31 protein-coding genes and 2 pseudogenes are annotated in these 26,880 nt (G+C 59.6%); 19 read left to right on the top strand and 14 right to left on the bottom strand.

Annotated elements, in window-relative coordinates; translation table 11 throughout:
• Positions 1 to 468 precede the first annotated feature (468 nt).
• The 6 genes from A3C3_RS0129495 (at position 469) to A3C3_RS45570 (ending at position 4,595) form a co-directional block, all read left to right on the top strand.
• On the top strand, positions 469 to 1,014 hold the full coding sequence (locus A3C3_RS0129495; protein WP_028740110.1) for a GXWXG domain-containing protein: 546 nt from the start codon (positions 469 to 471) through the stop codon (positions 1,012 to 1,014).
• 77 nt (positions 1,015 to 1,091) lie between these two features.
• Complete coding sequence (locus tag A3C3_RS0129490; protein WP_022718173.1) at positions 1,092 to 1,850, top strand: hypothetical protein; 759 nt, start codon at positions 1,092 to 1,094, stop codon at positions 1,848 to 1,850.
• A 307-nt stretch (positions 1,851 to 2,157) separates the two neighbouring features.
• Positions 2,158 to 2,601 carry a PPC domain-containing DNA-binding protein gene (locus tag A3C3_RS0129480; protein WP_022718171.1) on the top strand — a complete coding sequence of 148 codons (444 nt, stop codon included), beginning with the start codon at positions 2,158 to 2,160 and terminating at the stop codon, positions 2,599 to 2,601.
• 462 nt (positions 2,602 to 3,063) lie between these two features.
• Positions 3,064 to 3,459 (top strand): DUF1236 domain-containing protein, encoded by a 396-nt coding sequence (locus A3C3_RS0129475; protein WP_022718170.1) that lies wholly within the window; start codon positions 3,064 to 3,066, stop codon positions 3,457 to 3,459.
• A 121-nt stretch (positions 3,460 to 3,580) separates the two neighbouring features.
• Positions 3,581 to 4,372 (top strand): DUF1236 domain-containing protein, encoded by a 792-nt coding sequence (locus A3C3_RS0129470; RefSeq protein ID WP_022718169.1) that lies wholly within the window; start codon positions 3,581 to 3,583, stop codon positions 4,370 to 4,372.
• 79 nt (positions 4,373 to 4,451) lie between these two features.
• Complete coding sequence (locus A3C3_RS45570; protein WP_022718168.1) at positions 4,452 to 4,595, top strand: hypothetical protein; 144 nt, start codon at positions 4,452 to 4,454, stop codon at positions 4,593 to 4,595.
• Positions 4,596 to 4,838: 243 nt separating this feature from the next.
• Here A3C3_RS45570 and A3C3_RS0129460 read toward each other — a convergent pair whose 3' ends face one another.
• Positions 4,839 to 5,147 carry a hypothetical protein gene (locus A3C3_RS0129460; RefSeq protein ID WP_022718167.1) on the bottom strand — a complete coding sequence of 103 codons (309 nt, stop codon included), beginning with the start codon at positions 5,145 to 5,147 and terminating at the stop codon, positions 4,839 to 4,841.
• 238 nt (positions 5,148 to 5,385) lie between these two features.
• Between A3C3_RS0129460 and A3C3_RS0129455 the strand changes: the two are divergent.
• Positions 5,386 to 5,889 (top strand): annotated as a pseudogene (locus A3C3_RS0129455) (EAL domain-containing protein); the annotation flags it as partial.
• Between the two features lie 247 nt (positions 5,890 to 6,136).
• Positions 6,137 to 6,943 (top strand): MBL fold metallo-hydrolase, encoded by an 807-nt coding sequence (locus A3C3_RS0129450; RefSeq protein ID WP_022718165.1) that lies wholly within the window; start codon positions 6,137 to 6,139, stop codon positions 6,941 to 6,943.
• A 30-nt stretch (positions 6,944 to 6,973) separates the two neighbouring features.
• On the opposite strand, the pseudogene A3C3_RS0129445 reads toward A3C3_RS0129450, so the two are convergent.
• The 3 genes and pseudogenes from A3C3_RS0129445 to A3C3_RS0129435 all read right to left on the bottom strand — a co-directional run.
• Positions 6,974 to 7,177, bottom strand: a pseudogene (locus A3C3_RS0129445) (D-TA family PLP-dependent enzyme); the annotation flags it as partial.
• Positions 7,178 to 8,653 carry a M81 family metallopeptidase gene (locus A3C3_RS0129440; protein ID WP_022718163.1) on the bottom strand — a complete coding sequence of 492 codons (1,476 nt, stop codon included), beginning with the start codon at positions 8,651 to 8,653 and terminating at the stop codon, positions 7,178 to 7,180.
• A 31-nt stretch (positions 8,654 to 8,684) separates the two neighbouring features.
• Positions 8,685 to 9,170, bottom strand: coding sequence for a hypothetical protein (locus A3C3_RS0129435; RefSeq protein ID WP_022718162.1), 486 nt, complete (start codon positions 9,168 to 9,170; stop codon positions 8,685 to 8,687).
• Positions 9,171 to 9,280: 110 nt separating this feature from the next.
• Between A3C3_RS0129435 and A3C3_RS0129430 the strand changes: the two genes are divergently transcribed.
• The 9 genes from A3C3_RS0129430 (at position 9,281) to A3C3_RS0129385 (ending at position 17,328) form a co-directional block, all read left to right on the top strand.
• Positions 9,281 to 9,670 (top strand): RidA family protein, encoded by a 390-nt coding sequence (locus tag A3C3_RS0129430; protein WP_022718161.1) that lies wholly within the window; start codon positions 9,281 to 9,283, stop codon positions 9,668 to 9,670.
• A gap of 24 nt (positions 9,671 to 9,694) precedes the next feature.
• Positions 9,695 to 10,558 (top strand): MurR/RpiR family transcriptional regulator, encoded by an 864-nt coding sequence (locus A3C3_RS0129425; RefSeq protein ID WP_022718160.1) that lies wholly within the window; start codon positions 9,695 to 9,697, stop codon positions 10,556 to 10,558.
• 25 nt (positions 10,559 to 10,583) lie between these two features.
• Positions 10,584 to 11,360 carry an SDR family oxidoreductase gene (locus A3C3_RS0129420; protein WP_022718159.1) on the top strand — a complete coding sequence of 259 codons (777 nt, stop codon included), beginning with the start codon at positions 10,584 to 10,586 and terminating at the stop codon, positions 11,358 to 11,360.
• A gap of 29 nt (positions 11,361 to 11,389) precedes the next feature.
• Positions 11,390 to 13,306 carry a beta-N-acetylhexosaminidase gene (locus A3C3_RS0129415; protein ID WP_028740109.1) on the top strand — a complete coding sequence of 639 codons (1,917 nt, stop codon included), beginning with the start codon at positions 11,390 to 11,392 and terminating at the stop codon, positions 13,304 to 13,306.
• A gap of 24 nt (positions 13,307 to 13,330) precedes the next feature.
• Positions 13,331 to 14,767 (top strand): M81 family metallopeptidase, encoded by a 1,437-nt coding sequence (locus A3C3_RS0129410; protein ID WP_022718157.1) that lies wholly within the window; start codon positions 13,331 to 13,333, stop codon positions 14,765 to 14,767.
• 360 nt (positions 14,768 to 15,127) lie between these two features.
• Complete coding sequence (locus A3C3_RS0129400) at positions 15,128 to 15,367, top strand: FitA-like ribbon-helix-helix domain-containing protein (RefSeq protein ID WP_022718155.1); 240 nt, start codon at positions 15,128 to 15,130, stop codon at positions 15,365 to 15,367.
• Complete coding sequence (locus A3C3_RS0129395) at positions 15,367 to 15,807, top strand: type II toxin-antitoxin system VapC family toxin (RefSeq protein ID WP_022718154.1); 441 nt, start codon at positions 15,367 to 15,369, stop codon at positions 15,805 to 15,807. The genes A3C3_RS0129400 and A3C3_RS0129395 overlap by 1 nt, the downstream gene beginning before the upstream one ends.
• 22 nt (positions 15,808 to 15,829) lie before the next feature.
• A complete protein-coding gene (locus A3C3_RS0129390; protein WP_145611648.1) occupies positions 15,830 to 16,129 on the top strand; it encodes a hypothetical protein in 300 nt (99 codons plus the stop codon).
• Entirely contained in the window at positions 16,126 to 17,328 is a 1,203-nt protein-coding gene (locus A3C3_RS0129385; RefSeq protein ID WP_022718152.1) for an MFS transporter, read from the top strand. Before A3C3_RS0129390 ends, A3C3_RS0129385 begins: the two co-directional genes overlap by 4 nt.
• A gap of 233 nt (positions 17,329 to 17,561) precedes the next feature.
• Here the strand turns inward: A3C3_RS0129385 and A3C3_RS0129375 are convergent, their stop codons facing one another.
• The 6 genes from A3C3_RS0129375 to A3C3_RS0129350 all read right to left on the bottom strand — a co-directional run bounded on the left by A3C3_RS0129375 (position 17,562) and on the right by A3C3_RS0129350 (position 24,024).
• On the bottom strand, positions 17,562 to 18,845 hold the full coding sequence (locus A3C3_RS0129375; RefSeq protein WP_022718151.1) for an MGH1-like glycoside hydrolase domain-containing protein: 1,284 nt from the start codon (positions 18,843 to 18,845) through the stop codon (positions 17,562 to 17,564).
• Between the two features lie 21 nt (positions 18,846 to 18,866).
• On the bottom strand, positions 18,867 to 19,925 hold the full coding sequence (locus tag A3C3_RS0129370) for an ABC transporter ATP-binding protein (protein ID WP_022718150.1): 1,059 nt from the start codon (positions 19,923 to 19,925) through the stop codon (positions 18,867 to 18,869).
• A 45-nt stretch (positions 19,926 to 19,970) separates the two neighbouring features.
• Complete coding sequence (locus A3C3_RS0129365) at positions 19,971 to 20,801, bottom strand: carbohydrate ABC transporter permease (protein ID WP_022718149.1); 831 nt, start codon at positions 20,799 to 20,801, stop codon at positions 19,971 to 19,973.
• Positions 20,798 to 21,649: a carbohydrate ABC transporter permease gene (locus A3C3_RS0129360; RefSeq protein ID WP_022718148.1), complete on the bottom strand. Its 852-nt coding sequence runs from the start codon at positions 21,647 to 21,649 to the stop codon at positions 20,798 to 20,800. Before A3C3_RS0129360 ends, A3C3_RS0129365 begins: the two co-directional genes overlap by 4 nt.
• A gap of 62 nt (positions 21,650 to 21,711) precedes the next feature.
• Positions 21,712 to 22,989 carry an ABC transporter substrate-binding protein gene (locus tag A3C3_RS0129355; protein ID WP_022718147.1) on the bottom strand — a complete coding sequence of 426 codons (1,278 nt, stop codon included), beginning with the start codon at positions 22,987 to 22,989 and terminating at the stop codon, positions 21,712 to 21,714.
• A 24-nt stretch (positions 22,990 to 23,013) separates the two neighbouring features.
• Complete coding sequence (locus A3C3_RS0129350; RefSeq protein WP_022718146.1) at positions 23,014 to 24,024, bottom strand: LacI family DNA-binding transcriptional regulator; 1,011 nt, start codon at positions 24,022 to 24,024, stop codon at positions 23,014 to 23,016.
• A 324-nt stretch (positions 24,025 to 24,348) separates the two neighbouring features.
• Here A3C3_RS0129350 and A3C3_RS48240 point away from each other — a divergent pair, with 324 nt between their 5' ends.
• A complete protein-coding gene (locus tag A3C3_RS48240; protein WP_312866118.1) occupies positions 24,349 to 24,741 on the top strand; it encodes a hypothetical protein in 393 nt (130 codons plus the stop codon).
• 54 nt (positions 24,742 to 24,795) lie between these two features.
• Here the strand turns inward: A3C3_RS48240 and A3C3_RS47370 are convergent, their stop codons facing one another.
• From A3C3_RS47370 to A3C3_RS47985, 4 genes are all read right to left on the bottom strand, one after another.
• Complete coding sequence (locus A3C3_RS47370) at positions 24,796 to 25,047, bottom strand: MBL fold metallo-hydrolase (protein ID WP_233450559.1); 252 nt, start codon at positions 25,045 to 25,047, stop codon at positions 24,796 to 24,798.
• A gap of 130 nt (positions 25,048 to 25,177) precedes the next feature.
• Positions 25,178 to 25,393: an MBL fold metallo-hydrolase gene (locus A3C3_RS47365; protein WP_233450592.1), complete on the bottom strand. Its 216-nt coding sequence runs from the start codon at positions 25,391 to 25,393 to the stop codon at positions 25,178 to 25,180.
• Positions 25,375 to 25,653 carry an MBL fold metallo-hydrolase gene (locus A3C3_RS47360; protein WP_022718143.1) on the bottom strand — a complete coding sequence of 93 codons (279 nt, stop codon included), beginning with the start codon at positions 25,651 to 25,653 and terminating at the stop codon, positions 25,375 to 25,377. Before A3C3_RS47360 ends, A3C3_RS47365 begins: the two co-directional genes overlap by 19 nt.
• Positions 25,654 to 26,212: 559 nt before the next feature.
• Positions 26,213 to 26,335 (bottom strand): hypothetical protein, encoded by a 123-nt coding sequence (locus A3C3_RS47985; protein WP_022718141.1) that lies wholly within the window; start codon positions 26,333 to 26,335, stop codon positions 26,213 to 26,215.
• Between the two features lie 92 nt (positions 26,336 to 26,427).
• Here A3C3_RS47985 and A3C3_RS0129315 point away from each other — a divergent pair, with 92 nt between their 5' ends.
• Positions 26,428 to 26,853 (top strand): hypothetical protein, encoded by a 426-nt coding sequence (locus A3C3_RS0129315; RefSeq protein ID WP_312866119.1) that lies wholly within the window; start codon positions 26,428 to 26,430, stop codon positions 26,851 to 26,853.
• Positions 26,854 to 26,880 lie beyond the last annotated feature (27 nt).

Genomic DNA, 26,880 nt, shown 5'->3' with positions numbered 1-26,880 from the left:
CAACCGCCCGCCTTGGTGAAACGGGCGTTCGAAAGTACGTCCTCGGCCAGAAGATCAGCAGCATCAAGGTGATGATCTCGGCGAATTATCGGCATTCCTATTGCATCAGAACCACTGCATGGCGTCCGTTCCTTCGATGATGCCGAAGGACGCGCCCGTTGTGATCCACGACATACGTTTTCCTTTTGGCGAAACCGTCGCGAGGCGTTCGAATGTCGCCTATTCGTAGCATTCTCGCCCGGGGCAGCAGGTGTTTACCCGACCTACAATGGTCCCGGTGGCTGGGGCAGATTGAAGTCAGTGTCGCGGTCGGACAACCCAAAATATCAGACAGGTCGAAGAGCTGCTGCGCGATCAGGCGCGACCGCGCTCTCCCTCTGGATGCGCCGTTGCGCGGGAGCTCCACCATGAAGTGCGCGAAGGCCGCATGAACGTGGAACTTCCGGACCTTCTTCTCATTTGATCGAGATGAACATCCGAGAACGAGATTCCGTGCGAGGCGACCAGCAGCAGAAGATGGCCTCCTGGTTGCGGTCACTAGCGCCTGTCCAACCAAAGGACATGATCGGGCTTTGGAAAGGCGTCGGCCTTCCGTCGGGTCATCCGCTGGACGGCGTCCTCGAGAACTTGCACTGGTTCGGAAAGCGCTTCCATGCCGACATGCGGGCGGACGCTTTGCTCTTCCAACGGTGGCCCGGACGGCTTGTGGCGATTGATCCCTGCTATATCCCCATCGGGCTCGCGATCAAGGCGGCACCGTTGGGACGAACGGCGGTTGCTCGGAAGCTGTTTTTGCACCTTCTGCAGGCGCTGCGCGCAAAAGGTACGACAGCTTCGATAACGCTCCAGACACTCGAACAAGTCGAGAGCGCGGCAATGATCTACGACAAGCAGCCCATCGTGGACCACTTCCGGCTTGTAAGTCATGACGAACTGGTCGGGATGATGTGCGTGCACGACGATCCGTGCCGGTATTTCTTCAGGCTTCGGAAAGTGAAGGAGGCAGGCATGTAGCGCACGATGGACTGCGCCGACCGGAACATTGTCGGGCTCGGACCGTTCGCAGGGAAGTGCAGCAATCGGAGGATCACATGAGCAATCTTTACAACGACAGTGCCCCCGCGGTCTCGGGCGAATTGGCAAAGAGCATCCTGACTGCGTTTTTTGACTCCCGAAGCGAAGCGGAGGATGCCGTCGAGCGCCTCAAAGAGGCGGGCGTCACCAACGTCCGGTTGATGCCGGGATACGAAGCCGACGCCGAAAAGGCTAGAGTCGAAAGCGACGATCGCGGCGGTTTCTGGCCTCACCTCGACGACTGGCTCCTTCCGGACGAGGACCGTGCCGTCTATGCTGAAGGACTTCGACGCGGTGGCTTCCTGGTGTCTGCTTCGGTGGACGAGGCCACCTACGACGCGGCCCACAACATACTCGACGATGAAGGAGCAATCGACATGGACGAGCGCGCCGATCTTTGGCGCAGCGAAGGCTGGAACGTCCTGAAGCCGAACGAGACATATCTCGAGGCGAGATATGATCGGAACCGTCTCGGAGAAACCGACCGCGACCAGCAGGTCTCCGCCTCTCGCGACGATGTGTTCGAAGCCGACGCCGCGGGGTCTGCTACAGGCCCAGGTCACTACATGAGAAGCGGCGGGTCTACACCTTCGCGCGTGCGTGCCTATGAGCTCGATGAGGAAGTTCCCGTGGACCAACATCTGCGCGACGACATCCTTCCGACCGGTCATCAGCGAACGGTCGCCGAGGGACAGGATCCTGCCGACCGCGAACTTCGTCAGAGCCAGGACTTGGACGGCCTGCGTCAGGAGCAAAGCTTCCCACGCAGCCGATAAGCGCAGACGAGATGATCGGCGCTGATCGGCGCAGGTCGGTGCCGTCGCAGACGAGAGGGGCAACCTTTGGATGCCGTCCCTCCTTCATTTTATGAGCTGGTCACTGGCGTTCATATGGAACGCTGGAATATCGGCATTAGGTGTCGACGGCTACGGGTATCGCGACCCCATGTGCAGCGGGTAGAACGCTTCAGCCACTGCCGAGACCTCGACATCCTTGAGGCGTTGATCACTATGCAGCTCGTTGAGGAGCGTGTTCGTGACGACCGACATAGACGGAACCCTCATTCTTCCAGGGAGAACCCAAATGAAGAGCAAGGAACTTGCCGAAAGTGATCCGTGGCGCGAGCGCAACTTCGTGCTGGTCCTGGACGACGGCGAAGAGGCGTTCGAAGCAATCACGCGCTTCGCCGAGGAGCAAAAGGTCGGCGGCGCGTCGCTAACCGCCATCGGGGCCTTCCGTAGCGCCACGCTCGGCTTCTTCGAGTTCGCGACGAAGGACTACAAGGAGATCCCGGTTGAGGAACAGACCGAGGTCCTAAGTGCCATTGGAGACATTGCTATCGGTGACGACGGCAAGGCCAGCCTCCACATGCATGTGGTCCTCGGCCTGTCAGACGGAGCCACCCGGGGCGGCCATTTTATCAAGGGCACCGTTCATCCTACCCTCGAGATCATCATCCGCGAAAGCGCCGTCGGCTTCCGCCGCAGAAAGCGCGAAGACCTCGGTATCGCGCTGATCGACCTGTAGACGGTGGTCTGGAGCAGGCGGTCACGAGCAGGGGCTTTTTCTTGTCTCTTCCCTGGATGTTTATGGCGATCGCTTTTCATCGTCCCACAGTCGCTGAATCTGCGTGATCTGCAGTGCTGCGCATGATCCCTTGGCACTCAGCTGGGCTCGCCTTCGCCCTCTCATTAGACGAGCCCTTGTCGCAATATGTTTCGTAAAATCCTTTGCTCCCGCTTCAGCGGGTTTTATTGTTGAGTCTCAGGGTGTTGACCGTGGCGAATGGTAGCTGGACACCCCCGCTACACCCTTGTCCGCTGAGCTTGATCGCAGGTGATGGAGACCAACCAGCTACCAAAAATGACCTCAATCAGACCAAAGTCTTGAGTGCTTCAGGCCAATGGTCTGACCGAGGGAACTGCTGCGTTGTGCTGTCGTTTGTTCACCTGTGAGGCTGCCAAGACAGCCACGAAAATGGAGAAGAAAATGTTCAGCAAGATTCTCGTCTCTTCCACTGCGATCGCCCTCATGTCGGGTGCTGCCTTTGCAGGATCCTCGACGGTTAACGGCGCGGTTGGCGGTGCAGCCACAGGCGCAATCGTCGGCGGCCCGGCCGGTGCCGCAATAGGGGGCGCAGCAGGTGCCGTCGTTGGGACCCTACTCGATCCGCCGCCGCCGAAGGTCGTGACCTATGTACGCGAAGCGCCGCCTCCGTCGGGCACCGTCGTCATAAAGGAGAAGGTTGTCGTCGGACAGCCTCTGCCTGAGGCCGTCGTAGTCACTCCAGTGCCCGATGACCCGACATACGCCTACGCTGTGGTCAACGAACAGCGTGTGATCGTGGAGCCTTCCTCGCGCAAGGTCATCCAGATCGTCAACTAAGACAAGGTTGGGACCCGGCATGCCGGGTCCCAACCTGCAAACTCAAACCAAATCGACACCACAAGGACGTCGTGGGCGACGCCCTCTGGCGCAGCACGTCCTCGGCCAGGGAGTCAAAGCTATGAACCAAAAGAACCTACCTGTCCTGATCGCCTCGCTCGCGCTCGGCGCGTCGCCAGTTGGTCTGCTTTCCGCAGCCGCGCAGGATGCAACTCCGATATTGCCCAAGAAGGGCACGACGCAAGCCGAGCAGCCGCAATCCGGCACATCGCAGCAGCCGTCAGGCGCAGAAGCGCCAAGCAACGGCTCGGGTCAAGAAGCCCCGTCCGGAGGAACGGGCGACGCCACAACCGTCAAACCCGATAGCGGAGGAACGGGAACATCCGGCTCATCTTCGCAAGGTACTGATCAGCCTACCACTCAACAGCAAGACACAACGAAACCTGCCGACGGATCCACTTCGCAGCAGGCGCCTGCATCCGACAGCGAGCGCGGAAAGAGCTCGACGAAGAGCTCCGGAGAAACAACTTCGCCTGATGGAAAAGCCGCATCCGATAAGCCGTCTGACGCCACAGGATCGGGCGACACTGGCACGACGGGTGGAAGCCCATCGACGGGAACGTCCGATCAATCCACTTCCACCAAGACTGAGACCGATGTCAACATCTCTGTCGAACAGAAGACTGAAATCCAGCAGGTCGTGAAGGAAGTCAATGTCGAGCCGGTTCGCGAAGTCGACTTCACGGTTGAGGTTGGCACAGCCATACCAAAGACGATCCGACTTGAGCCGCTGCCGCCGCGGATCGTCAAGATCGTCCCGCAATATGAAGGCTATCGCTTCTTCATCCTGGCAGATGGCAGGATCATCATCGTCGAACCCTCGACGTTCAAGATCGTCTACATCATTGTCTAAATGGCCCCGACTACCCCGGCGGCAAGTCCGCCGGGGGCAAGAGAAGACCATCTTGTGAGACGAAATAAAGGCTAGTGATATGGGATTTCCACTCGCGATGATCGCAGCGGCCATCGCAGGTATCGTTCTTGCACTGATGGTGCTCGATGATCCGGCGGAGAAGGCGCCGAGCCGTGTCTTTGTGCAACAGGCTCTACTTCATCAAGTGGCACGCTCTCCGTGACGCTCTGGGGCTTGGACGCCTCAGCTTCTGCTGCTCGCAGGGCCATCGAGAACTTATACGCGAGGTCGGCCAGAGTCCTAAAACGGGGTCGCGCCGCCTGGATTGAGTCCGCATCCGCCAGTTCGGCTTCGGCATCAATGGCGAAAGGGCGAACTGCCCTCAGCGGCAACATCAGGATAGAGCCGGCGCCGGAGCGACTCCAGTGATCTGACCTTTCGAAGCTCGCTCTTCAAAGCCTGGGCCTTAGTGCAGCACGGTCGGCGGCAGGCGAACGATGTTCGTAATCGTCTCGAGCAACTCAGCGAACTGGTCGAGGACCATTCCAAAATTCCTGTCATCCATCCGCGCTATCTCGGGGATCGTGTCGTAAGTGCGTGCAACAAGGTGGTCGAGGCCCGTGCTGTTGGCAAACGGGCTGTCGGAAAAGTCGCTACTTCGAACCGCGTGCAGTTCATCGACAATCCGGCGAACAAGACGCTCGCGATCCCTGATCGAAAGGCTCAACAGTTCTTTCCGCGCATCGCGAATTTCGGTGATGATGCCGTGGGACATGAGCCTCCCCGATCTAAACGTGGCGGCAGCGCGCCTTGCGTGTAACCGTACTTTAGCATTTCCTTCGCGAGTAGACGTCGGACCTTGGTCTGATCGCACTCTTCGACAAAGGCCCATTCCTGGCTCGAATTCATTTCTCGACCGATTACCCCCATCCTTCAGGCCGCGGTCGCCCATCAAATGGCAGTCGATCGTACTGAGATGCCCACGCGTGACGCCAGCGCCTCTTGGAGATACGAATGCGTCTCCACTCCAATTGAGCGACCGGCTGTTGGGCCTGCGAATCCTCAAGATATTGGGCGATATTGGTTTTCCCGCGCACAGAATCGAACTGGAAGTGACCGAGAGTGCCCTCATACAGGACGCTGTCACTGCTCGAATTGTCCTCGACGATTTGGTGAACGCGGGGGTTCGGATTGCTCTCGACGACTTTGGGACAGGCTATTCCAGCCTCTCCCAACTGTCCAACTACCAGTTCGACAAGATCAAGATCGACCGGAGTTTCGTCACTTCGTTCGAAGCCACTGATAAGCAGGACAAGGTGGTTAAGGCCATCATCGCGCTCGGTGCCGGACTTGGGGTAACGATAACGGCCGAGGGCATCGAAGAGGAGAGCCAACTTCGGCGGCTGCAGGATCTGGGTTGTGACATCGGCCAAGGATATCTGCTTGGTAAACCAGTGCCGGTCGAGGAGCTTGCCGCAGATCACGCGAGCGCCAGAATTGTGCAACATCGCCGTTGATATGACGTTGTAGAGATATCTAGTGCGCGGAACACAAATGCTATTGATTCTAACGGTCCATAAGGGCGAGTATTCAATCTCCAGCTATCAATAGATCGAACAGATTGGCACCACATCAGAGTTCTCTTACGATGGGCGAAGGGTCGAGGGGACGCTTATTAACATCTTCCCCCGCTTTACCGAGGCTTAAGCCGTGCCATAGTTTGCGAGGGCCGGGAAAATCCAACCAAGCCTTAGGTAGTTGAGAATGACATGCTTTATCTGTACCGCCTGCGGCACGCAGTTCAACGAGAGTGCAGAGCCATCGCGAACCTGCCCTGTCTGTGAGGACGACCGCCAATTCGTGCCTCAGTCGGGGCAAGAGTGGACAGAAATGACGGCGCTCGGCCGGACGCATGATGTAGTCTGGAACAAGGAAGCTTTAGGCATACATAGTCTGCAGATCTCGCCCGACTTCGCAATTGGCCATCGCGCTTTCCTCATCGAAGGACCAGACGGCAATATTCTGTGGGACTGCCTCAGCCTTGTTGACAAGACCAGTATTGCCCGAATTGCCGCAATGGGTGGTCTATTAGCAATCGCCATTTCGCACCCGCACTTTTACTCTTCGATGATTGAATGGAGCGCGGCGTGCGGGGGCGTGCCAATCTATGTCCACGCCGATGATGGCGAATGGATTCAGAGATTTGGCCCGGCGCTGCGCCCATGGAAGGATGAAGCTCTCCAGCTGGGTCGGGCGACTTTGATCCGGTGCGGTGGTCATTTCGCAGGCAGCGCCGTGCTCCACTGTCCCTGGCTGGAGAATGGTCAAGGCGCACTGTTTGTGGGCGACACGATCCAAGTAACCCTCGATCGTCAATATGTAAGCTTCATGCGGAGCTATCCGAACCTTATCCCGCTCGGCGCCGGCACGGTAAGAGGAATATCCGAGGCGGTCCGGCCATATCGATTTGAGGCGATCTACGGTGCGTTCACCGGCAGAACGATCAAAAGAGACGGCTTTCGTATCGTCGAACGGTCTATCAAACGATATCTAGAAGCCATCGAAAGCTGACATCCGACGGATCGCCTGTCGTTGGCCAATTGCGGCAACCTGCGCTGCGGCAAGCGCCGGGATCTTGTGCGTCTTGATATGCGGACGGAAACGCAGGCCGTGTGCATCCATGTAGGATTGCACCCGGCTGATATTTGCCGCCATCCGGTCTTCATCGACGATCGGTTGCGGCGTGGAAAGATCCGCAATCCTGCTGCCTACCTCGGAGACAACGGCAAACCGGTTTTGCTGCATCTATGCGGCTCCAGGTTCATTTCCATGAGGATCGGCGACCATCGGCCAGATATTTCTCGGTGCCCGGCGATAGGGCGTCTTGGCCGGATTGTTCGGATAAGGGGTCCCCGCGGAACAATAGAGGATCTCGGCGGCGATCTTCGAAAACGACGCGAAGAAGTGGTTCGTAGATTTGATGACCAGGATCTTCTTCTTGGCCGGATCAATTCCCATGACCGTAAAGAGGCTGGCATCAAAGCTCTGGGCACGCGTTGAGTTCAAGATGATGTCGATGCCGTTGAGAACCACATGAGCGGCATCGCCGAAGGGTGCCAGGCTCTCACCGAACTGCATCTCGGCATCCTTCACAAGCTTGACGACCGTCACGGTACCATCGATCGGATTTCCGGTGCCAGGCGCCGATTTCGCGCCGAAGCGAAGCGGAATCTCAGCGCCCTCCCCTGCCGCAAAACAGATCTGCACCGCCATCGGGTCCCAGATCGTGCCGATCGCCGCATCCGTCGCCCCATGGCTCATCAGTTCTTCGAGGATGACCGTGGCATCGCCTGCGGTACCGCCGCCCGGATTGTCCCAGACATCGGCGATGACAACCGGCCAGGCGGTGGCGGCCAGAGCACGCGCGACCGCCTCCTTCTCGTTTATCTGAGGTGCCATGAAGGTTCCGCGCTTGGAGAACAGCTCAAGCCCCAGGTCGCGGGCAAGCGCTGCCCCCTTTTCCGGCTTGCCATCCGTCACCACCAGCATTTTCGTTCCCATTTCGGGAACGTCGCCGACCATGAAGCCATGAATCACGGAAATCGACAGGACATCCGGGTCGTCCCTTTCGATCTTAATGATCTTGTCGACGAAGGAGCGCATGGGTTCGCGCGACGTGGGGAAGACGTCGATCATGCGGCAATCGAAGACGGAAACGGCAGGCTTTACCCTGCCTTCAAGCGTATCGACGGCGATGCGCCACATATCTTCGGCGCGGTCGACGAAATCCGTGTGCGGGAATTCCTTGAAATAGACGGCGAAGTCGAGGGCCGCCACGCGCTTGGCGGTCAGATGGCTGTGCGGGTCGAGTTCGGCGCAGACGAGAATATCGGGGCCCACGATCTCGCGGATGCGCGCAAGGATGTCGCCTTCGGTGTCTTCGTAGCCCGCCGCCACCATGGCTCCGTGCAGCCCGAGGACCACCGCGTCAACCGGCATTGCAGCGTTAAGCTGAGCAAGTATCTCGTCGCGCAAATCTTCGTAGGTGGAACGGTTGACGAGCCCGGCCGGATCCGCCCAGGTTGCCGTTCCTTCAATCAGCTCCCAGCCCTTTGCAGCAGTGACCCGCCTGCCGACAGTGATCGGCGCGGTGCAAAGTGTCGGCGTTTCAGGATGCTGTCCCGGCGGTGCGTAAAGCGAAGCCTCGAAAGCTCGCCGGTCGACACAAATCGGCGAGAACGTGTTGGTCTCGGTCGCCAGAGCTGCCGTGAAAATGCGCAAATGATTGGCCTTTTATGTTGTCGACACCGCTTCAACCCATCGGATTCGGCAGATAGCCGGTGAACCCGCAGATCTTCCAGCATCCCTCGTGAAGCCGGCAGTAATAGAGCGTCTGCCACTGCATGACGTCGCGGCTGCCGTCGGTCTTGGCGATGCCGCCATCAAATTTCTTGCGCACCAGGGCCGTGTCGCCTTCGATCTCGATATCTTCCAGCGAGGTCGTCGAAAAGATCGCGGTGCGCGCGTCCTCCGCCAGGCTTTCCGTGGCAAATTCCTTGGCCTGCCGAAGCCATTCGTCGCGATAGGCGGCAAGCGTCGGAAAGGCAAGACGCCATTTGTCCGGGTTCACCTGCTTGCAACCATCGATCCCGATGAAACCATCTTCCACGAAGTCGTTTTCGACCATGGACCAATCGGCAGCCAAAAACGCGTCGATATCGCGCGGAACGAGCATCTCCCAGATGGAATGCCGGGCTGTGTCGGACGAAGGGAAGGGATTCTTGAAAGGATCGCGCATGCTCGCCCTTTATTTAAATTCTTTTCATAAATCGCGTTTTTCGCTAGCCAAATTCTGCTTTCTATGGTCACTTGTCAACTTATCAAGAAAATAATTTGCAAGGATCGAGAATGTCCATCAAGCGCTATGGCACTGTTCAAACCGGCGCCGGCGGCAAGTCTCTGCCGTTTGCGCGCGCCGTCGAAGCCGATGGCTGGCTTTATGTTTCCGGTCAGGTTGCAATGGAAAGCGGCGAGATCGTCGAGGGCAACATCATCGCCCAGACGCATAAGACAATTGCCAATGTTCTGGCGATCCTCAAAGAGGCCGGCTATGGCGTCGAGGATGTCGTGCGCGTCGGCGTCTGGCTCGACGACCCACGCGATTTCTGGACGTTCAATAAGATCTATCAGGAATATTTCGGCGAGCACCCCCCGGCACGCGCCTGCGTGCAATCTTCAATGATGGTGGATTGCAAGGTGGAGATCGACTGCGTCGCCTATAAGAAAAAAGCCCAGTAGGGGCGCCATCACCGGGAGGATCGGTTGGATATCTTTTCCACATTGCAGGAAGACAAGGGCCGCCTTTCTCCATCGGAGAACCGGATTGCCGAAATCATCGTCAACGATTTCGAATTTGCCGTGAACGCCTCCATCATCGAGCTTGCGGAGAAGGCCGAGGTTTCGCCGCCGACCGTCACGCGCTTCTGCCGCCGTCTCGGATGCGAGAGCTTCTCTGACTTCAAGGTTCAACTCGCCCGCACGGCGCATATCGGCGTCCGCTATCTGAAGCCCGAGTCCAAGAGCAGCGATCCCGCCGACGTTGCGCAGGACATCATCACCAAGGCCCAGAACGCGCTGTTCCTCCTGCACCGCTCGCTTGACATCGCCGCAATCGGACGCGCCGCCGACCGGATCGCCAAGGCGGATATGATCTATGCCTTCGGTTCGGGTGGCAACTCCTCGATGATCGCCGACGAATTCCAGAACCGCCTCTTCCGCCTAGGACTGCGCATCACGGCAAGTTCGGACCACAGCATGCAGCTGATGATGGCGGCGGCAGCGCGCGCGGGCGACGTGCTGATCGGCTCGTCCTTTTCGGGGCGCAATGCCGAGCTCGTTCGCGCTTTCGGGCTGGCGCGCGAAGCCAAAGTCACGACGATTGCACTGACGCAGAGCGGAAGCCCTGTGGCAACGGCGGCCGAGATCGTTGTGCCGATCGATCTGCCCGAAGGAAACAATATATTCCGCCCCACCTCGACCCGCATCGCCTATATCGCAACCGTCGACATCATCGCGAGCCTTGTCGCCTATGCCATCCAGCCGAAGGCGGCGGTAACGCTAAGACGCATTAAGCAACAATTGGTCGCCCACCGCGACGGCGACGACCGTCAGCTCCTCGGAGACTGAGAACGTGCAAAAGGAAGGATGAAGCATGACGCAATCGGTCGCTATCGTGACGGGAGCTGCTGGAGACATCGGCGCTGCGATCGCCGAGAGGCTCGCCGATGACCATGACATCGTCCTGCTTGCCGACATCGACCTGGAGGCGGCCGCAGCCGTTGCCGCCAAGCTTGGTCCGAAAAGCCGTTTTATTGCGGCTGGGTGCGACGTCACCAGCGAGGAGAGCGTTTCTCAACTTGCAAGCCGCTGCGCCGAACTCGGGCAGTTGCAGACGCTCGTCAACAATGCCGGCGCGGCACGTGCTGTCAGCCTTCATGATACCACGCCTGCCATCTGGCGCATGGACAATGCCCTCAACCTCGAAGCTGCATTCTTATGCTTTCGCGCCGTAGAGGACATGCTGAAGGCCTCGAAAGGCTCGGTCATCAACATCGCCTCCGTCAACGGCATGAACGTTTTCGGGCATCCGGCCTATAGCGCGGCGAAGGCAGGGCTTCTCCACTTCACGCGGTTGGTGGCCGTCGAATACGGCAAGTTCGGCATCCGCTCCAATGCGGTCGCCCCCGGCACGGTCAGAACCCGGGCCTGGGAAGCGCGCGCGGCTGCCAATCCCAACGTCTTTGAGGAGGCACGGCGATGGTATCCGCTTCAGCGGGTCGTCGACCCGAAGGATGTGGCCAATGCCGTTGCCTTTTTAGCCGGACCGCAGGCGGCAGCCATCAGCGGGGTTTGTTTGCCCGTAGATTGCGGTCTGACGGCGGGTCAGGCGGAGCTCGCCCGCACCTTCTCGCAATCCGACCATTACTGAAATCCATGATCAAAAGAGAGGAACAGGACATGAAACCGGTTTACTATCGCCTGGAAAACAGCTGGACCCCAAAGGGCGGGCCAAACGGCCAGTTCACCTTCACACTGTTAAACCTCTCCGAAAGCCCGCTTTCCGGCTTCAAGCTCGTCTATACGTCCTTGACGCGGGTGAGTGATCCTGAAGCCTGCGAGAACGCTCAGTTCCTGCGCCGGAACGCGAACTTCCACGAATTCTCGCCACCCCCGGGGTTCCTTCTTGCGCCCGGCCAGAGCTGGATCTTCACGGTTGCCGGCCTTCATCGCAAGGCGCAGCATTGCACGGATGGGGCAAAATCCGCCTATCTGACACTGTCCGACGGCACGCATGCCGAGGTGGCCGTCTCCGATCTGCTTCTTGAAGGCAGTCTGAGCGCGCCGCCGCCGGCGCTGCTGCCGGAGGGCAGCCTTGATCTTCCCTTCGCGCTCCAGCCCTGGCCGGCAGAGATCGATGCCAAGCCGGGCGACAGCTTTCCGGTCGTGCTTTATCCGCAGGGCGCAAGCTCCGACGAGCTGATTTCGATCTCGACGGTGATTTCCCTTTCGCGCCGGCTCTTTGAGAGCGACCATTCCATCTTCAGCCTGGCGCCATCGCCGCAGGGCCGGGCGCTGGCCTTCGACCGCCAGGCCCGGCTCGATGCGGAGAGTTACCGTCTAACCTTTGCCTCTGACAAGGTCACGCTTTCCTATCGCGATGCGGCCGGGCTCCAGTATGGCCTGACCTCGCTTGCGCAATTGCTCAACGGAGCGCGCACGACAAAGGGCAGGTTCCGCTTTCCGATCTCCGGCAGCATCTCCGACAAGCCGCGTTACGGCTGGCGCGGCTGCCATCTCGACGTGTCGCGTCAGTTTTATCCGGTTGCCGACGTCAAGCGGCTGATCGATATCCTTGCCTGGTTCAAGCTCAATATCTTTCATTGGCATCTGACCGACGACGAGGCATGGCGGTTGGAGATCAGGGCCTATCCGCAGCTGACCACCACCGGCGTCCTGCGCGGTCCGAACGAGCCGCTGCTGCCGCAGCTCGGCAATGGCGCTGAGCCCGTCGGCGGCTTCTATTCGCAGGACGATATCCGCGACATCGTCGCCCATGCCCAGGCATTGAATGTCGAAGTCGTGCCGGAGATCGATATACCCGGTCACAATGCCGCAACGCTGGCCGCTCTCCCGGAGCTCACCGATGGCCAGGAGGCACCGGACAGCTATCATTCCGTGCAGGGCTATCCGAACAACGCCTTGAACCCGGCCGTACCCCTCACCTACGAATTCCTGGAAAAGGTCTTCGACGAAATGGTCGAGCTCTTCCCCTCCTCCTACATTCATGTGGGCGGTGACGAAGTGGCGAACGGTTCATGGCTTGCCTCTCCGCTGGCAAAGAAGCTGATGGCCGAGGAAGGCATTTCCGGCACGTTCGGCCTGCAGTCCTATTTCCTGAAACGGATCAAGGACATGCTGACGGCGCGCGGACGCAAGCTTGCCGGCTGGAACGAGGTGGCACATGGCGGCGGCGTCGCGGCGAAAGATACGCTGCTGATGGCCTGGGAAAATCCGCAGGTCGGCATCGATCTGGCAAGGGAGGGCTACGATGTCGTCATGACGCCGGGACAGGCCTATTATCTGGACATGGTGCAGGCAGAAGCCTTCCAGGAGCCGGGGGCGAGCTGGGCAGGCACGGTGCCGCCGGCACATACCTATGCCTATGAAGCGGAAGGCGAGTTCCCCGAGGATCTCAAGGACAAGATGAAGGGCGTACAGGCCTGCATCTGGTCGGAACACTTCCTGTCGCGCGGCTACTTCAACCGCCTGGTCTTTCCGCGGCTTCCGGCGATCGCCGAAGCGGCATGGACGCCGAAGGCCAAGAAGGACTGGAACCGCTTTGCGGCCATCGTCCCCTTGAGCCCGGCACTCTAGGCGCGAAACTCCAGGACGGTAGCGATGCGGATTGCGGTCGGCGGAATTCATACGGAATGCAGCACATACTCGCCGGTGCTGATGGCGATCGAGGATTTTCGTCTCATGCGCGGGGCAGATCTCCTCGGTTCCGACTATTTCAACTTTCTGAACGCGGAGGGCGTCGACCACCTACCGCTTCTCCATGCGCGTGCCATTCCCGGCGGACCGGTGTCGCGTGCCGCCTACGAGGAGTTCAAGACGGAGTTCCTCGACCGGCTGCAGGCGTCCACGCCGCTTGACGGTCTCTATCTCGCCATGCACGGCGCAATGAACGTCGAGGGCATGGATGACGCCGAAGGCGACTGGATATCGGCGGCCCGCGCTGTCGTCGGTCCGCACTGCATCGTCGCTGCGAGCTACGATCTGCATGGCAATGTCAGCCAGAAGATCGTCGACCAGCTCGATATTTTCGCGGCCTACCGCACGGCGCCGCACATCGATGTGCGCGAGACCATGGTGCGCGCCTGGTCGATGCTCGTCGACGCGCTCAACAGCGGGAACCGGCCGGGCGTGGCCTGGGCGCCGGTGCCTGTCCTGTGGCCAGGCGAGCGGACTTCGACTGAGGATGAGCCGGCAAAGGGCCTCTACCTGCGGCTCGCGGACTTCGACCGCCGGGACGGCGTTCTCGATGCCAATCTGATGATCGGTTATGTCTGGGCCGACGAGCCGCGGGCGACGGCCTGCGCCGTGGTGACGGCGTCGGACAAAGCTGCTGCCGCAAAAGCCGCTGAGGAGATCGCGCTTTCCTATTGGTATGCCCGCGAAGATTTTCGTTTCGGACCGGTAACCGGTCCGCTCGATGACATGCTCGATATCGCGGCAGATACGAAGACTACGCCGGTCGTGCTTGCGGATTCAGCGGACAATCCGACCGGCGGCGGTGTGGGCGACCGGGCCGATGTCCTAAGCGCGGTTCTTTCCCGCAAGTTCGAAAACACGCTCTTTGCCGGCATCACCGACCGGCCGGCCGTCGAGACCTGCTTTGCCGCCGGCAGGGGAGCGATCGTGCCTCTGTCAATCGGCGGTAGTCTCGATCCGGCGAGCTTTCCCGTTCGCATCGAGGCCGAGGTGATCCTGCTCGACGATCCAGGCTCCGAGGCCGAACGCCAGGCGGTGATCCGGACCAGCGGTGTGACGGTGGTTCTTGCCGCCCGCAGGCGTCCCTATCACAACATCGCGGATTTCGCGCGTCTTGGGCTCGATCCCAGATCGGTTCGCCTGCTTGTCGTGAAATCGGGCTATCTTTCGCCCGAGCTTGCCCCGATTGCCAATCCGAATCTCATGGCACTGACAGAGGGCGTCGTGAACCAGGATATCGAAAGTCTCGCAAGCCATCGCCGAACCCGGCCGGTCTTCCCGTTCGACCGAGAATTCGTATACCAACCGCAGGCGCGTCTTTCAGCGCGCTGGCAGGACTGACTATGTTTTTTTTCGGCCCCGGGACGAAGGCCACTATCCGGTACGGATCTGCACCTTCCGGAACGAGGTGAGGTTCCCGGGGGCCTTTCAGCCTCGTCTGACGGCAGCACGGCTCCTCGCGATGCCACCGTCGTCTTCTTCAGCCTTCCTAGCCCCTCTCCCACGGCCGCCAGCCCTTCACCCGGTTCAACCACGCACTCTCCCAGGCAAAGCCAGCCTTGACGCCAACGGCGAGCATGCGACGGCCGATCCTGTTTTTTCTCCCGTTTCCTCCCGTTTCCTCCCCTTCCTTCCCGTCCTTGCACGGACACGATTTAGCATGCTATCGTTGCTCTCAATGAGAGCATATGGAACATATCCATGGCTGGAAATCTGCACGTACGCAATCTTGATGATGACCTGATCAGGAAGCTGAAGATGCGCGCCGCCCGCCACGGCCGCTCGGCGGAAGCCGAGCATCGGGAGATCCTGCGCCAGGCGCTGGCAAACGAGACCGAACCTGATTTCGACGATCTCGCGGCCGAGCTGCGGAAGCTCACCGCTTCACGCAAGCAGACACCCTCCGAGGTGCTCCTGCGCGAAGACCGAGACGAACGTTAATGGAGACGCTAGTTGTCGATGCCAGCATCGCGATAAAGTGGGTCGTGGAGGAAGAGGGCACTCACGCCGCCGTCGATCTGCGCTCGCGGTTTAGCTTTGCTGCCCCGGAGCTTCTCATCCCGGAATGCGCCAATATTCTCTGGAAGAAGACACAACGCGGTGAGCTCATGCGTGATGAAGCAGTTCTTGCAGCGCGGTTGCTCGACCGCTCCGGAATTGCGTTCCTTTCGATGACCGGCTTGCTCGAGCGGGCAACGAGACTCGCAATCGAACTCTCGCACCCGGCATACGACTGCGCCTACCTGGCTGCCGCGGTCCAAACGGGGTCGAGGTTCGTGACGGCGGACGAACGGCTGCTGCGGGTGATCGCCTTGCATGCGTCAAATGAGATCGCAAACGCGTGCGTTTCGCTGACAGCCATCCAGAGTGGCGCACATTGAATCGTGCGAGCGTAACTGGACAATGCAGCGCAAGGCGAACTGTTCGGAGGAGCTGATGTGCGATGATTATCCTCTGATCGCGGGCACCGCCTCCATCGCCGAGAATTTCGCGGAATTCAGTTCAAGACTCGCTTTGTCGATGTTTGCCGGACGCGGACGATCTTCCGGTTCGACCGCACTTTCGATTACCAGCCGCAGGCGCACGTTTCGACGCGCCGGCGGGATTGACATTTTGCATCATCAAATCGCGTGGCGGGTGGCGCATTGCCAGAACGCGCGCCGTGTGACCACCAGATCGTTCCTTTCGTTGATAGCCGCATGAACCGCCTTCTTCCCGATGTCTTTCGCAATCCGGCAATCCGCGTCAGCATGATTGCCATCTTTTTGTTCGGGTTTGCGGGGGCGACAACATCGCCCTATCAATCCGTCGTCGGCATTCGCGAGCTGGGGTTGAGCAACGGTCTTTATTCGGCCCTGATCTTTGCGGCCGCGGCGGTCAATGTCGTCGTGAGCATCCTCCTCGGCAACCTTGCCGACCGTCTCGGCGAATATCGTTTGATGATGCTGGTGGCTGCCAGTTTCGGCATTTTCGGCTATGGCGCGATATATTTCGTTCCGACCCAAACGAGCTTCGTCGCCTGCTCGCTTGTGTTGCTACCGATCTATGGTTCGCTCAACTCCCTGCTTTTTGCCAATGTCCGGGCCGCCACCGCGGGAATGCCCAAAAGCGAGGTCAACACCGTCAACTCAGGCGTCCGGGCGATGATCTCGCTGTCGTGGGTGCTGGTACCTGGCATGACAGGTGCTCTGCTTTCCGCGTCGACGAGCATGCTGCCCGCCTATCTTTTCGCCTGTCTCTCCTGCATATTCTGTTTTGCGCTGATCAGCGCGTTCCTGCCGCGCCAGAAGGGCACGGACAAAGCAGCAACGCATCATCTCTCTCATCTTGCCGCTCTCGCCGAAGTGGCTTCGCCGAGAATCTTCACGCCCTTGATTGCCGTTGCGCTCATTACGAGCACGCTCCATGTCAACGGGGCGATCCTGCCCTTGATCGTCACCGGAGCGGTTCACGGGACGGTGGGCGATGTCGGCATTCTTGTCGGCATTGTTGCCTTCCTCGAGATCATCTTCATCATCGTCTGGGCGCGACTTCTCAGGCAGATGGGTCAGGTCGCAGCACTGGTGACCGGCACCGTCATATATGCCGCCTACCTGTTGCTGCTCGGCATTGCTTCAGAGCCCTGGCACGCTTACGCCCTGACAGTCATCAGCGGCATCGGCGCTGCAGCGTTGATCAGCATCCCCATCACCTACCTCCAGGACCTCATTGCAGAGCGGCCAGGGCTTGGCAGCGCCCTGATATCCGTCAACATTTTTCTCAGCGCGGGCGTGAGCGCACTCGTCTTCGCCATCGGCAGTTCCATCACGACCTATTCGGGGACCTCAATTATTGGCGCGCTCTTCGGGCTCGGCGGCATCGGGCTCCTGATATACTGCAGCACCGAACGTCGAGCAGTTTGATGGAGGACGACCGGCCCGGATGAAGAAGGCAGGCGCCTAACTCGCCCAAGAATGAGGCGACGGCCGATCGCCCACCAACCGCAATGATGGCTGGCGATCAGATCATAAGCAGCTTGAAGAGCGTCGCCAAAGCCGAGAGCGACCTCGGTTCCAGCGTCGTGTGCAAGCCGCGACCACGGGCCATGCCGGGCTCCTCCAGCCGGGTACAGGATATCGGCGTTTGGTGCTGGCTCCTACTGAATTGCGGGACTGTCGGCCTTTTCAAGAGCAATGTAAGCCGCTGCCGTCCATGAGAATCCGAGCCCACCGCATCCTTCGCCGGTTTTCGGATCGAAATATTCGGCAAAGCCTTCGGTCTCGATCGCGCTGATCGTCGATTGGCGCAGTTCCTCTGCAAATCCTGCGTGGCCGTTGCGTTGTAATCCGTTGATCAGGAGCCAGTTGATGATCGCCCAGGCCGGACCGCGCCAATAGCGCTTGGCCTCAAAACTCGCGGAAGTAGGCTCGGTCGTCGGGAAGACGACTTTCATACCCTTGCACCATCTTCGCATTTCGGCGGCTGCAGCCTCGGCTGTGGCCTCATCAAGGTCGAGCGCAAGAAGAGGAATGAAGCCGGCCTGCGTGGCTGCGGCGACATCCTCGCCGGCCAGCAGATCCCTCGAGACGAAACGCGAAAGATGAGAACGCCATTGCGCCTTCAGAGCCTGCCGCGTGCGCTCATTCAGCGCTGCAATCTCATCGGCTTCGCCTCCGCGCCCGAAGACACCTGCAAGGTAATGCAGATCTTCGCCGGCCTTCAGCAGGATCGCGCTGGTCTGGATATCCGCGATCTTGAACTCAGCCTTTTGCCATTGCTGGATGGGGTCCCAGCCGCAGGCCGCATAGGTATCCAGGAGATGGACGAAGCGGCCATAGTCCTCGTCGCGCGGGCGCATTTGCGGGTTCACATGCCCTGTGTCTTTTCGCACGACCGGCGTTTCGGTCGTCGTCGGAACACGCGCAAGGGCGATGTCCCAGGCAGGCGAGTTGTCGCTGCCGCTTTCCCAAGGATGCAGCAAGGCGACGAGACCGGTGCCTTCCGGATCGCGCGCGCGGTACCACCACCGGTGCCACTTCAAGGCGGCTTCGTAGAGCGTAAGGGTTCGCTCGTTTGCGACGGAGCCGGTGGCGACCGCCGTTTCGTAAATCTTGCGAAGAGCCATCGCGAAGACCGGCGGCTGCGTGATACCGGAGGTCGGAATGACATGGTTCGTGCGCCAGACGTCGGGGCCGGGGAAGTAGCTGTCGCTCGGCTGATGGAACACGATATGGGGGATCATGCCATCGGCCCATTGTCCCTCGGCCAGGCATTCGAGTTCACGATAGGCGCGATCGATGTCATAGGCGGCAAACCCCATGGCGACAAAGGCCGAATCCCAGTTCCACTGAAAGGGATAAAGCCTGTCGGTCGGTACCGTGTAGCCGCCGCGGTCATTCGCCGCCAAGATCGCCTTGGCTTCATCGCTGTATTTCGTCATGCCATTTACTCCAGATATTCGTCAGGCAGCGGCCGCCAGGTAGGCCTTGCCGCTATCGGGTGCGAGCCAAGATATGCGCGCCGGATCAGGTTTCAGGCCGATGACGTCGCCGCTTGCGACCTTTTCGGCGGCCGGCAGGATGACGCGAACGGGCTGGTTTTCGATCAATCCCGTCAAAAGAAGATGCGAACCCATCGGCTCGGCGACGCGAACGCGCATTTGAAATCCCTCTGACGGCGGCGCAAGCGCCACGGCTTCGCCGCGCAGCCCGAGGATGATCTCGGGCCCGGATTCCGGCGGCACCGAAAAGCGCTCGCTGCCGGCGATCACGTGCCCGTCGGTCACGGGCATGCGGATGAAATTCATCGGCGGATTGCCGATGAAGCCGCCGACGAACCGCGTGGCGGGATGGTTGTAGATGTCGACGGGATGGCCAACCTGCTCGATCTGGCCGTCGTGCATGACGGCGATCCGGTCCGAAAGGCCCATCGCCTCGGTCTGGTCGTGCGTCACATAGATCGTCGTCGTGCCGGAAGACTGCAGGACCGTCTTCAGTTCCGTGCGCATTTCCAGGCGCAGCAGCGCATCGAGATTGGAAAGCGGCTCATCCATCAACAGGACCTTCGGCTCGACGGCGAGCGCCCGAGCAACGGCTACGCGCTGGCGCTGGCCGCCCGACAGCTTGTTTGGATAGCGGTCGAGATAGGGCTCGATATGCAGAAGAGCTGCCGCTTTTTCCACCTGCTGCCTGACGCGCGCCTCATCGGCCTTTTGCATCCTGAGGCCGAAGGCGACATTTTCAAAGACGGTCATATGCGGGAAGACGGCGTAGTTCTGGAAGACCATGGCAAGGCCGCGGTCCTTCGGCTGAAGCCCGACTACCGAGCGGTCTCCGATCCGAATGTCGCCGGCACTTTCGGATTCAAGACCGGCGATGATGCGCAGCAGCGTCGTCTTTCCGCAGCCAGAGGGGCCAAGAAGGGAAACGAATTCCCCATCGTTGACTGTCAGCGAGACCTCCTTCAGCGCCTGGAAAGTCCCGAAATTCTTCCGGATGCGGTCAATGACGATGTTGGCCATGAAACTGTTCCCGTTACTTGGATGACCCGTTACTTGGATGACCCGTTACTTGGATGAAATGCCCCAGATCGCGAAAAGGTAGCGCCTGACCGCGAAGATGAAGACCACGGATGGCAGGATGAGCATGAGGCCGCCCGCAAAGCGGTAATGCATCGGGCTTTCCGCCAGCACGGTCAGCAGATAGGCCGTCAGCGTCCGATTTCTGACGGTGAGCACGGACGCGGCGAAAACCTCGTTCCAGGAGATGACGAAGGCAAAGACGGCGGTCGCGGCGATACCTGGAAGGGCGAGCGGAGCGACGATCTTGAAGAATGCCTGGATACGCGAGCACCCGAAGACCCATGCCGCTTCTTCGAGTTCTCTCGGAACGCCAAGAAAGATGCCTTGCGTCACCAGCACGGCGAAAGGAAGGGCAAGGACGGTATGGACGAGCCCGACGCCCGTTACCGTATCGTAGAGGCCGAGACGGATGAAGGAAACGGTGAGCGGCAGAGCAAGGATTGCCAAAGGAAAGGCGCGGGTCAAAAGGACCATGAGCCGGAAGGAATCCTTGCCGTGAAAATTATACCGTGCCAGCGCATAGCCGGCGGGTGCTCCGAGAAGCAGGGACAGGGCAACCGTGATCGCTGCGGCTCCGAGTGAGTTCAGGAAGGAGCCGAGAACGCCTTCCGTCCTCAGGAACAGCAGGAAGGGCTCGAAGGAAAGGCCTGTCGGCAGACCGGTCTTCGGCCAGAGGTAGACGGCGCTTCGTCCGCCGAAGGCGCCGAGCGCGATCAGATAGATCGGCACCAGGACCCAGGCGCAAAGCACGGCGATCCCGCTCCACAGCAGAATGCGGCGGGACGAGACGAAATTTGCGGCGCGGGTCGTGCTCATGGAAGACGCTCCGGATCGACCTTGATGGCCTTCAGATAGAACATGGTGGCCGCAAGCGAGATGAGCATGATGAGAACCGCGTAGGCTGCAGCAACGCCATAGTTCTGGTTCTGGTTCTGCCAAGTGTAGGCCTCGCCGACGAGCACCGGGAAATTGCGGCCGCCGAGGGCATAGACGACGGCGAAAACCTCGAAGGCCAAAACGGTGCGCAGGATGAGCGCCGACTGCAGCGCCGGCCGGATGAGCGGCAAGGTGATGCGGAAGAAGCGCGTCCACGGACCTGCGCCGAAGATTTCTGCCGCTTCCCGGTATTCCTTCGGCACCTGGTTGAGGCCGGCAACGATGACGACCATGACGATCGCCGTTCCCCGCCATATCTCGGCGGCGGCTATGCCGAGAAAAAGTGCAAACGGCGTCTGGTAGGAAAGCCAGCTCGCCTGCCGACCGATGATGCCGAGGCCGTAAAGGAAGGAATTGAGATAACCGCTGTTCTGCAGGATCGACAACCAGACGAGACCGGCTGCGAGATCCGAAATGCCGAGCGGAATGGTCCAGATCCACAGGATCGTTTCCCGGCCGGCTGCCACTTTCGCGACCATCGTTCCCATGGCGAGCGCAATGACGATCTGCACCGGCACAACGGCAAGCGTCAGAAGAAACGTGTTTTGTACCGAGCGGGTAAAATTGAGATCACCCACCATACGCTGGACATTGGCAAGCGAGGGCGTGCCATTGTCGGAGACGGCAAGCCAGATCGTCTGCACAAGCGGCACGACGAAAAGCAGCGCCAGGAATGCGACCGAGGGCAAGATCAGCAGATAGGGGATCCAGGTGCGGTTGTTCGGCATTGGCTTTCGCTTCGTGGCATTTCGGGAAGCGGCCCGGACGCCAAGCGCCCGGGCCGAAAGGCTTATTCGACAGGGCAGGCTCCGTCGCTCTTGGCGTCCGGCGCCCAGCACGGGGCCTTGGTATCGGCCATCAGCTTTGCAAGCGTTGCGCCTTGCGCCTTCAGGACGTCGCCGACGGCTTCGTTCTGCAGAATGATCCGCTGGAAGCTGTCCATATAGACCTTGTTGAACTCGCCGCCTTTGTCGCCGAGGCCGACGGGAAGCAGCGAAATCAGCGCGTCCGGCGCGGTCTGGGTTGCGTTGACGGCAGCCGCGAGCAAGCCTACTCCAGGATCGATGTCGGAGGGCAGCTTGGCGTCAAGCGTCGGAAAGAACCCCACCTTCTGCGCTGTCAGCAATTGCGTGTCGAGCATCGTCAGGTGTTCGATGACAGCGATCGCGCCTGCCTTGTCAGGTGCCCCCTTCGGAACGGCGAGGCCGGCGACAACGGGCATGTAACCGCGGCCTTTCGGCCCGGCGGGAGCCGGGAAGACGACATATTGATCAGGCTCGGAGGAGATCGCCTCCTTGAGGCGGGCGACGTGATCCCAGGCGACCATGACTTCGCCGGCAAGCAGCGGCTCCTGCATGAAGTCGTAGTTGGTGGAGTTCGGATTGACGACTGACCAGAGTTCCTTCAGCTTCTCCCATCCGGCTGCAGCATCAGCACTTTGGAACGGCCGCACGACGCCGCCCGTGAAGGAGGGATAGAAATAGCCCTGGAAGAAGCGGGACATCAGCCCCTTCGGCCCGGCCGGAAAGCCGATCTGCGGCTGGCCGGTTGCTTCCTGCATCTTCTTTCCCCATTCGATCAGCTGATCGTAGGTAAGCTTGTTCACATCCGCGCCCTGGGGAAGATATTGCAGGGCGTCCTTCCTGGCGGCCATGACATAGGTCGCCTGCATCCAGGGGATATATTGCTGGCTGGACTTGCCGAGCTTGCCAAGATCAAGCAGAGGCTGCGGCATGCCTTTCGAGGCGAGCGTCTTGGCGACGTCGTCAAGCGGCTCAAGGCCGTCCTTGTCGGCAAGCGGCGACAGTTCGCCGTGCAAAGCGCCCACAAGGCTGATCGTGTGCGTTCCGGCCTGGCGCTCCGCCTCCATGCGGACCGCAAATTGTGGCGGCTCTTCGACCACGTAGTCGACCGGGTTCTGGACGCCCTTGAGCAGTTCTTCGCGAACCACGGTCGCTTCTGCGATCGGACGAAGTTGCGTGGACAGGAACACCGTGTCGGCAAGCACCGGCGTTGCGGCCAGAAGGACGGTCGATGCCAGAATTCCAAGTGACGCTAGATGTTTCATTTTCTCCTCCTCTTTGGTTCTTCTCTATGCATTTGGCGGCGAACGCCGATGGCTCTCGCGGTCGACGAATTCGATCGGGTGCAGTTCCTGAAGTTCTTCCGAAGGCTCGCCGGCAATGGCGCGAAGCAGCAGCGAGGCAAAGCTGCGGCCCAGGTTCTCGCCCGCCATGCGCATGGTCGAAAGCGGTGGGCTGGTATAGGCACCCGTTGGAAGATCGTCATGGCCGACGATGCTGATCGTCTCGCCGCCCTCAATTTCACGGAGCGCCCGCAAGGCACCGATCGCCATTTCGTCCGTCGCGCAGACGATCGCAGTTGGCCGACGTGGATGGCGCAGCAATTCGAGCGCCGCCAGGTATCCACCCTGCTCGGTCGGTGCACCTTCGGCGCAAAGTTCGCTCGAAAGGCCGCTTTCTTCCATGGCTGCCTGCCAGCCCATGCAGCGGACATGGGCAAAATAATAGTCCTGGGGGCCGGCGATATGAGCGATCCGGCGATGACCGTCGGCATGAAAGCGAAGGCTTGCCGCTTGAAACCCGGCAAAGCCGTCGCCGTCGAGATAGGGATGCGGCAACGCCGACTCGGTCCGGCCGTTGGTGACGAACGGAATGCCCCGCGCCTGCAGGAATTCCACGCGCTCGTCCCTGCGTTTCGTGCGAACGAGCAGCATGGCGTCGACCCTTTGCCCGTCGACGAAACGGCGACACATGTCGAGTTCGCTCTCGCCGCGCGGCACAGGGGCAATCACGAGATTGAGGCCGGCGGTCGCAAGATGTTCGGCGCAGCCGGAGAGCATATCGAGAAAGTGCGGCGGGCCGATGTGGCCCGGATCGCTCGGGAGTGTCACGGCGACAAGTTCGGCGCGCTGTTTGCGAAGGCGTCGCGCAGAAGCATTGGGACGATAACCGGTGAGCGCTGCCGCTTCCCGTACGCGTTCGCGGGTTACCGGCGAGACGTCCGGATAGCCGTCGAGGGCGCGCGATACCGTGGTGATCGACAGGCCGAGCGACTGGGCCAATTGTTTCAGATTGGACACTGCGTACCCTCCAGATACAGCCCCAATATGAACCAAAACGTTTTGGGGATCAAGCCAAAACGTTTTGGAAATGGACAGCTATGAACTGCTGAGAGGGCTGGTCGACTGTCAAGCGATGCGGCGCAGTAACGAGTGTCGACATCGCTGCATTCGCAACAGACATGAAGACCAGCAGGCTAGCGCTTGCTAGTTTTTTGCAAATTGCTAGCTCGCACCTTTAGGAAGCGGCGGGGGAAGCGACATATCCGGTCGGTCACTCAGAAATTTGCAACAAACGCTCCGGGTCGAACGTTAGATGTATTAAAGGCAAACCCCAGGCGACCCATGGTCTACAAGCGGTACGGTTTAGAGGAGAATTCTGACGGCACGTGGCATGTCATCGACTACCACGAACGAAGAACGGCAGAGATGCACGGAACGGTTCTCAATCGGTTGCCCCACGATGTCGCGACTGACCTCATGATCATCCTTAATGCCGAAGAAAAGAGAAAGACCGAGGCGGGGCCACAGCACCCAAAGGTACACCTCATGGCAACTGGGCGTTATAGCCGTCGCAAGAACCTGAACAACTACTGGGCGGTGGTCGATGCAGTGACCGGACAGACGGTCGTTATCGATGGGGTGGTCATGGATATGCTCACTGAAGAGGATGCCGAGGAGTTGGTCGAGCGTCTGAACCTTAAGGATGAGGAAGGGAAACCGTTCAGTCGTCCCTGACATTGCCGCTGAATAGCGGATAGTGAAACGCTCGGATGGGGACTCCTAATCCCGCTAACTCAATGACACAAACGTGTAGGTCTTGTCGCCGTTGTTGCCCACGTGCCCGAGCCCAGGAAACGGCAGGTGTGCGCCTCCGATCAGGTATCGATCCTTCGCAGCATCATCGAAGACACGCCAATGCTCTTGCTCGGCCTCGACACTGTCGACGTCATATCCGATTGTGACGGCCGGATCGACAAATTGCACTGCGGCGACATGGACGATATCGCCCCAAAGGAGCGGCTTTTCGCCTTTGCTCTCCACTTCATACATCGTATGACCAGGAGTATGCCCGTAGGCCGGCTGGGCTCGAATTCCTGGGATCAGTCGGCACCCCTTCGAACGTCTTGATCTTGCCCGCTGTCATGTAAGGAGACAATGACGCGATGGCCGCCTAAAAGAAGCGCTTCGCCGCGGCAGGAGCAGCCTGCATGTTTTCTTTGCTCAGCCAGTAATCCACGTCGCGCGTGTCGGCGCGAACGACAGCGTTTGGGAGGGCCCGTCGGTTTTCAGACATTAAACCGCCGATGTGATCTGCATGCATATGCGTGAGATAGACCTCGTCCACCTGCTCCGGCCGATAGCCCGCGGCTACAAGTTGCCAAGCAATTTGCCTGTGTGCGGCCCCAGTAGTGTCCCTGCACCCGCATCGACCAGTACCAGCTTGTCGCCCGTGTTCACCAGAAAGGAATTGTGGGAGGTTTCAAACTGCTCTCCAAGAAAGTTGCTTTTCAGGGCATCGGCGATCCGCGCGGTGTCTCCTTGCAACAACTTCGCAGCCGCAAGCAGATTCTTGCCGTCGGAAAGTACTGTGACCTCACAGTCACCAACCATTAAACGAAAGAAGCCCGGGCTGTCACTCTTGATCATTGGCGCATCAGCAAGGAGTGGGCCGGGCACAGCGATCGTTGACCAGACAGGGCGCAGTTTCCTTCACGAGCATCTTGACGAAGCTCAGGGTGTCCTTGCTCGCATCGGGGCGCTGCGCTTCCGTGGCAGCTCCGTGGCCGCAGGACCTGTCGGGCGTGCAATGCAGAACCTCAAGACAGCACTCGGCCAGAGGCTAGCGGGGACACCGGATAAGGAATTGCTTCTCAGCGTTGCGGAGATCATTGACGAGGCGGTGCACAAAATTGAAAGATTATGACGCCGATGGACAAGTCGGTCGCTAACAGCTAGCGATGCCGCCCGCGAAAAGCCAAAGGCTGCGTTCGCACGACACGCTCATCGACAAGTCAGATTTCGATCAGGTGTTCGTCGGCGCGGGCCGTTCACACGATCGTGGTCACGATCAGTCCCGTTGAGCAGAAAGATCAAGGCGCCGTCTAGCCTCTGCTTAACATCCGCCATCGCGGTCCGCGAGCTCAGTGCGGTGCTGTCTCCCGCGTGAATGAGTTCGCGCAATTCCTCGACCGTATAGCCGAACACGTCACGGCGCTGCTTGCTCGTTTGAACTGCCGAGGAAGACATCCTGCTCCAGCGTGATTAAAAACGGCTTGTGAGAATCGTGTGGAACAAGTTGATCGGTCGGATGTTCGTCATTTTCAACCATTAGGATTCTGCGTCATGCGAGTTTTACCCGCCATCGCCCTAACTTGTGCCATCTGTCTGACTTCGAACGCGTCCGCTTCTGAAGAAAACTTCTTGAAGTCGATCGAAGGGCAGTGGACGGGCGGCGGAGCGGTCCTGACAAAGCTCGGCGGAAGCACGGTTGATGTCTCGTGCAAAATGCAATCCGATGCCCAATCGTCCAGCTTTTCGATGAACGGCTCATGCCGAGCGTTTGCCGTTGTCACGCGCAGCTTTACCGCGAACGTCAAGGCGTCTGGAGAAGCATATTCCGGCATTTATGTCGGAATATCCGGTAAGCCGTCCAAACTCGTGGGCAGCCGAGACGGGAATATGATTAAACTCGATGTTACCTGGGCCAATACAATCTATGGGGATCGCCAAGCGAAAATGACGATCGAGAAGGTCGGCGAGGACGGTCTTCGAATTCGAACGATCGATCAAGATCCGGCTTCTGGGAAGTCGATTGTCACCACTCAACTAGATTTGCGGCGACGTTAAACGGTTATCGTCCGTCTTTTCCGAGAG

This window comes from Rhizobium mongolense USDA 1844 (assembly GCF_000419765.1).
Lineage (GTDB): Bacteria > Pseudomonadota > Alphaproteobacteria > Rhizobiales > Rhizobiaceae > Rhizobium > Rhizobium mongolense.
Note: the sequence above shows the minus strand (reverse complement) of the source record. Positions and strands in the feature narration are given on the sequence as shown.

Coding starts and splice junctions, on each gene's coding strand:
- A3C3_RS0129385 (WP_022718152.1), top strand. CDS start 16,126: ATGAACCGCCTTCTTCCCGATGTCTTTCGCAATCCGGCAATCCGCGTC.
- A3C3_RS0129420 (WP_022718159.1), top strand. CDS start 10,584: ATGACGCAATCGGTCGCTATCGTGACGGGAGCTGCTGGAGACATCGGC.
- A3C3_RS0129480 (WP_022718171.1), top strand. CDS start 2,158: ATGAAGAGCAAGGAACTTGCCGAAAGTGATCCGTGGCGCGAGCGCAAC.
- A3C3_RS0129475 (WP_022718170.1), top strand. CDS start 3,064: ATGTTCAGCAAGATTCTCGTCTCTTCCACTGCGATCGCCCTCATGTCG.
- A3C3_RS0129430 (WP_022718161.1), top strand. CDS start 9,281: ATGTCCATCAAGCGCTATGGCACTGTTCAAACCGGCGCCGGCGGCAAG.
- A3C3_RS0129410 (WP_022718157.1), top strand. CDS start 13,331: ATGCGGATTGCGGTCGGCGGAATTCATACGGAATGCAGCACATACTCG.
- A3C3_RS0129375 (WP_022718151.1), bottom strand. CDS start 18,845: ATGACGAAATACAGCGATGAAGCCAAGGCGATCTTGGCGGCGAATGAC.
- A3C3_RS0129360 (WP_022718148.1), bottom strand. CDS start 21,649: ATGCCGAACAACCGCACCTGGATCCCCTATCTGCTGATCTTGCCCTCG.
- A3C3_RS47985 (WP_022718141.1), bottom strand. CDS start 26,335: ATGGTTGAAAATGACGAACATCCGACCGATCAACTTGTTCCACACGAT.
- A3C3_RS0129395 (WP_022718154.1), top strand. CDS start 15,367: ATGGAGACGCTAGTTGTCGATGCCAGCATCGCGATAAAGTGGGTCGTG.
- A3C3_RS0129390 (WP_145611648.1), top strand. CDS start 15,830: ATGCAGCGCAAGGCGAACTGTTCGGAGGAGCTGATGTGCGATGATTAT.
- A3C3_RS0129450 (WP_022718165.1), top strand. CDS start 6,137: ATGACATGCTTTATCTGTACCGCCTGCGGCACGCAGTTCAACGAGAGT.
- A3C3_RS0129370 (WP_022718150.1), bottom strand. CDS start 19,925: ATGGCCAACATCGTCATTGACCGCATCCGGAAGAATTTCGGGACTTTC.
- A3C3_RS0129435 (WP_022718162.1), bottom strand. CDS start 9,170: ATGCGCGATCCTTTCAAGAATCCCTTCCCTTCGTCCGACACAGCCCGG.
- A3C3_RS0129400 (WP_022718155.1), top strand. CDS start 15,128: ATGGCTGGAAATCTGCACGTACGCAATCTTGATGATGACCTGATCAGG.
- A3C3_RS0129460 (WP_022718167.1), bottom strand. CDS start 5,147: ATGTCCCACGGCATCATCACCGAAATTCGCGATGCGCGGAAAGAACTG.
- A3C3_RS47360 (WP_022718143.1), bottom strand. CDS start 25,653: ATGATCAAGAGTGACAGCCCGGGCTTCTTTCGTTTAATGGTTGGTGAC.
- A3C3_RS0129470 (WP_022718169.1), top strand. CDS start 3,581: ATGAACCAAAAGAACCTACCTGTCCTGATCGCCTCGCTCGCGCTCGGC.
- A3C3_RS0129355 (WP_022718147.1), bottom strand. CDS start 22,989: ATGAAACATCTAGCGTCACTTGGAATTCTGGCATCGACCGTCCTTCTG.
- A3C3_RS48240 (WP_312866118.1), top strand. CDS start 24,349: ATGGTCTACAAGCGGTACGGTTTAGAGGAGAATTCTGACGGCACGTGG.
- A3C3_RS0129415 (WP_028740109.1), top strand. CDS start 11,390: ATGAAACCGGTTTACTATCGCCTGGAAAACAGCTGGACCCCAAAGGGC.
- A3C3_RS0129365 (WP_022718149.1), bottom strand. CDS start 20,801: ATGAGCACGACCCGCGCCGCAAATTTCGTCTCGTCCCGCCGCATTCTG.
- A3C3_RS45570 (WP_022718168.1), top strand. CDS start 4,452: ATGGGATTTCCACTCGCGATGATCGCAGCGGCCATCGCAGGTATCGTT.
- A3C3_RS0129490 (WP_022718173.1), top strand. CDS start 1,092: ATGAGCAATCTTTACAACGACAGTGCCCCCGCGGTCTCGGGCGAATTG.
- A3C3_RS0129495 (WP_028740110.1), top strand. CDS start 469: ATGAACATCCGAGAACGAGATTCCGTGCGAGGCGACCAGCAGCAGAAG.